General features: G+C 76.5%; 3 protein-coding genes. 2 read left to right on the forward strand and 1 reads right to left on the reverse strand.

What is annotated here, in order from left to right; all coding sequences use genetic code 11:
• A partial coding sequence (locus ABZW03_RS38150) for an FAD-dependent oxidoreductase (RefSeq protein WP_355269071.1) occupies positions 1–1,190 on the reverse strand: 1,190 nt, incomplete at its 3' end.
• A 477-nt stretch (positions 1,191–1,667) separates the two neighbouring features.
• Here ABZW03_RS38150 and ABZW03_RS38155 point away from each other — a divergent pair.
• Positions 1,668–2,558, forward strand: a complete 891-nt coding sequence (locus ABZW03_RS38155) for a helix-turn-helix domain-containing protein (RefSeq protein WP_355269073.1) — start codon at positions 1,668–1,670, stop codon at positions 2,556–2,558.
• 338 nt (positions 2,559–2,896) lie between these two features.
• Positions 2,897–4,137: RNA polymerase sigma factor (locus tag ABZW03_RS38160; protein WP_355269075.1), on the forward strand; the 1,241-nt coding region annotated here is incomplete at its 3' end.

Here is a 4,137-nt window from a genome sequence, read left to right on the forward strand (position 1 = left end):
GGCCCGAGCGAGGTCGAGCAGGCGGCGGGGCCGGGCCGGTAGTCGGCCAGGCCCGGGGCGTGCGGCCCGCCGTCCAGGGCCACCACGAGGTTGCGGGCGAGCAGCTCGGCCTGGGCGAAGGCGTGCTGGGCGTTGGGGGCGCACGGGGCGCCGTCCGCGTTCGGGTCCGGTACGGCGGCGCAGTCGCCGGCCGCCCAGACGCCGGGCAGGGCGCGTCCGTCCGGTCCGACGGCCTGCAGGGTGGCCAGACATCGCACCCGGCCGAGGGTGTCCAGCGGCAGGTCGGTCGCGCGCAGCAGCGGGGACGGCCGCATGCCCGCCGTCCAGACCAGGGTGCGGGCGCCGAAGCGGCTGCCGTCGGAGAGCGCCACGACCCGGTCGGCGGCGGACTCCAGGGTGGTCCGCAGCCGGATGTCGACGCCGCGTTCGCGCAGTTCGCCGAGGGTGTGGGCGGCGAGTTCGGGCGACTCCTCGGCGAGGATCCGGCCGGTCGCCTCGACCAGGACCCAGTGCAGGTCCTCGGCGCGGACGTTGTGGTAGCCGCGCACGGCGGTACGGGCCATGTCCTCCAGTTCGGCGAGCGCGCCGACGCCCGCGTAGCCGGCGCCGACGAAGACGAAGGTGAGCGCGGACTGGCGCAGCGCCGGGTCGCGGGTGGCGGAGGCGAGGTCGAGCTGCTCCAGGACGTGGTTGCGCAGGCCCACCGCCTCGCCGACGGTGGAGAAGCCGAGGCCGTGCTCGGCGAGGCCGGGCACCGGTGCCGTGCGGGAGACCGAGCCGGGGGCCACCACCAGGACGTCGTAGGGCAGTTCGAGCGGGGCGGGGGGTTCGCCGGGCCCGGCGGCGTCGGCCAGGGCGCGCCGGGCGGCGTGTTCGATCCGGGTGATCCGGGCGGTGAGCACCCGGCAGTCCGGCAGCACCCGGCGGAGCGGGACGACCACGTGTCTCGGGTCGATCGAGCCGGCGGCCACCTCGGCCAGCAGCGGGTGGTAGGTGAAGTAGGCCTGGGGCTCGACGACGGTGATCTCCACCTCGCCGCGCCGCAGCCGTTCCCGCAGGGCGCGCTGGAGGTGGAGTGCGGCGGCCGTTCCGGCGCAGCCGCCGCCGGCGATCAGGATCCTGATGGTGCACCTCCTGCCGAAGCGACGTTTCCCTCCCGGCCGCCCCGCGGCCGGGGGTGTCCCCCCCATCACGCCCCCTATGAAGGACCGACGGGGGTCGTCTTGTCCACAGTCCGTACGGGGCTGGTTGCGACCCGAGTGACCGCCGTGGCCAGTTGTGCCTGCCGGGCGACTTTCTGACGCACTTTCGGCCTCGGAGAGTGGTGAACTATGGTCGGATTGTGTACCGGGGCGGCCGTCGCCATGACAATCGGCGGCGACGCACCGTGGAGCGGCCACTACGGCCAGTTCCAGCGTTGGCGTGAGAACCCGACTGGGGGACAGTCATCCGGGGAAGGGTAGTTCCCGGACAGGGCCCCGGTCGGTGCCGACGCGCCGAGCCGGACGTGGACCCGGCGCGGCGGCACGAACCGTGGTCACCGGAACGGGACGGGCGGCACGAGCAATGGGTCATCGGGTCATTTCTGACGGGCTGAGCTGCACCGGGGGGTGCAGGGGCGGGCGACGACAGGGTCCGGTTTCGGACGCCTGCGGGGGAGAGTTGGGATGATGGATCAGGAGCAGGTGTTGGGGCGGGCGGGTGCACCGCAGGCCGGAGCGGGCACGGTCCCCGAGCAGCGCGGTCCGGTGGACCTGCCGACGCGGGGCGGGCCGGCCACGGTCGACGCGGTTCAGGCCGCGGTCCCGTACCGGGCCGAGCCGGCCCCGGCCGGCGCGCCGGTGCCCGGGGCCCGGCTGCGGGTGGACGCCCGGCGGAACCTGGAGAGCGTGCTGCGGGCGGCCCGCGAGGTGTTCGGCGAGTTCGGCTACGGCGCGCCGATGGAGGAGGTCGCGCGCCGGGCCGGGGTCGGGGTCGGCACCGTCTACCGGCGCTTCCCGAGCAAGGAGGTGCTGGTCCAGCGGATCGCCGCCGAGGAGGTGGCGTGGCTGACCGCGCAGGCGCGGGAGTCGCTGTACGGCGGTGACGGCGCCTGGGAGGCGCTGGCCGGCTACCTGGCCCGCGCGGTGAGCAGCGGCGCCGGGCGGCTGCTGCCGCCGGAGGCGTTCCGGTACGCGGAGGAGCTGGGCCGGGTGCCCGAGCAGCGGACGCCGGAACCGCCCGCGGCGGTCCGCTTCGACCTGCGCGGCGAGGAGGCCCGCGCGGGCGGGGTGGTCGAGCCGTCGGCGGCGGACGCCGATCCGCGGCTGCTGCTGCAGCTGCTGGCCGCCCTGGTGGCGCGGGCCGGTGCGGCGGGCGAACTGCGGCCGGGCGTCACGGTGTCGGACGTGGTGCTGGTGCTGACGGCCTCGGTGCCGGTGCACGCGGCCCGTCCGTCGGTCTCCGTGCCGGCGGCCGGCGGTTTCTCGCCGATTTCTCCGCAACCGGACGGCCAGCCGGCCGCCGGGCCCTCGGACCGGCTGCTGCAGATCCTGCTGGACGGCCTGCGGGCGCGCTGACACCCGTCGGCCGACCGGTCCGCCACGCCCGGCGGGCACGGGAGTTGGAGGGATGACCGGCGCGCGGCCCGGGTGCGCGCGCCGGGTGCGGGAGTCGCACACCCCACCGCCGCACGCTGGGCGAACACCTCCGCGTCGGCCCCTCGGAGGAGTGGAAGGCGGCCGGTCCGGCTACCGCCGGTCCCTGCGCTATGCCATCCTTTGCCCGTGGTTGGAGCCAATGTCCCGATGCGCGCCGTTCGTGCGCCGTCGGCGCCGTCCGCCGGGGAACCGTGCGCCTGCGCACTCCCGCGCGCCCTGCCACACTACGGGGGCTGTCGTGGAATCTGGGGTCCGTTGTGAGCGCCGAGGAACAGAACGACTACGGGTACGGCCTCGACTTCGGGGGCCTCTCCGGTGATACCGCCGAAGGGCCCGGCACGGGCTCCTGCAGTCTCGGCAGCGCCGGCGGGACGGCCCAAGTGCCGGGCGCCGCAGCGGGTTCGGCCGCCGGACACGTCCCCGACCAGGCCGGGATGCCCAGCCGCGAGACGCTCTCCGCCTCCGCCGCCGCGCTGCCCCCGGGCCGGGTGCCCGGGCAGGCCCCGGCGGGCCGGGGCGGCGTCGCCCCGGAGGCGTTCGTCGGCGAACCGTTCCCCGGCGAGGGCCGGACCGCCCGGCCGACCGTGCCCGCCCCCGCCGATCCGGTGGACGGCGAGCGCCCCGCCTCCGACGCCGAGTTGACCGCCCGGGTGCGGGCCGGCGACGACACCGCGTACGAGGAGATCTACCGCCGGCACGCCGACTCGGTGCGCCGCTACGCCCGCACCTGCTGCCGGGACAGCTTCACCGCCGAGGACCTCGCGGGCGAGGTGTTCGCCCGCACCCTGCAGGCGCTGCGGGCGGGCAAGGGCCCCGAGTTCGCCGTCCGCGCGTACCTGCTGACCGCCGTGCGCAACGTCGCCGCCGCCTGGCACCGCAGCGAGCGGCGCGAGCAACTCGTCGACGACTTCGCCGTGTTCGCGCAGACCTCGGCCGCCGTGGTCGACTTCGACCTCGCCGACCCGGGCGCCGACGCCTGGGCGATGGCGATGGCCGACCAGCGGATGGTCATGCAGGCCTACGCCGAACTGCCCGAGGACGACCGGGTGGTGCTCTGGCACACCGAGGTCGAGCGGGAGTCCCCGAAGACCGTCGCGGTGATGCTCGGCAAGACCGCCAACGCCACCGCCGTCCAGGCCCACCGGGCCCGCGACCGGCTCGCCGCCGCGTTCCTCCAGGCGCACGTCTCGGGCAGCCAGGAGAGCACCTGCGAGGCGTACGCCAACCGGCTCGGGGCGTACGCGCGCGGCTCGCTGCGCAAGCGGGCCTCGGCGGAGGTCGGCCGGCACCTCAAGGAGTGCGACCGCTGCACGGCCGCCTGCCTGGAACTGACCGAGATCAACACCGGGCTGCGCGCCCTGCTGCCCGGCGGTGTGCTGGTCTGGGTCGGTGTCGGCGGGTTCGGCGCCGCCGCGGCCGCCGTGGGCGGTGCCGCCGCCGTCGGCGGTGCGGCCGCGGCCGGGACGGCCGCCGCCACCTCCGGCTCCTCGGGGGCGGC

The organism is Kitasatospora sp. NPDC004799 (assembly GCF_040609095.1).
In the GTDB taxonomy this organism is placed as follows: domain Bacteria; phylum Actinomycetota; class Actinomycetes; order Streptomycetales; family Streptomycetaceae; genus Kitasatospora.

What these genes read in the sequence shown, in the direction of transcription:
- ABZW03_RS38155 (WP_355269073.1), top strand. Translation starts at nt 1,668, where the DNA reads ATGATGGATCAGGAGCAGGTGTTGGGGCGGGCGGGTGCACCGCAGGCC.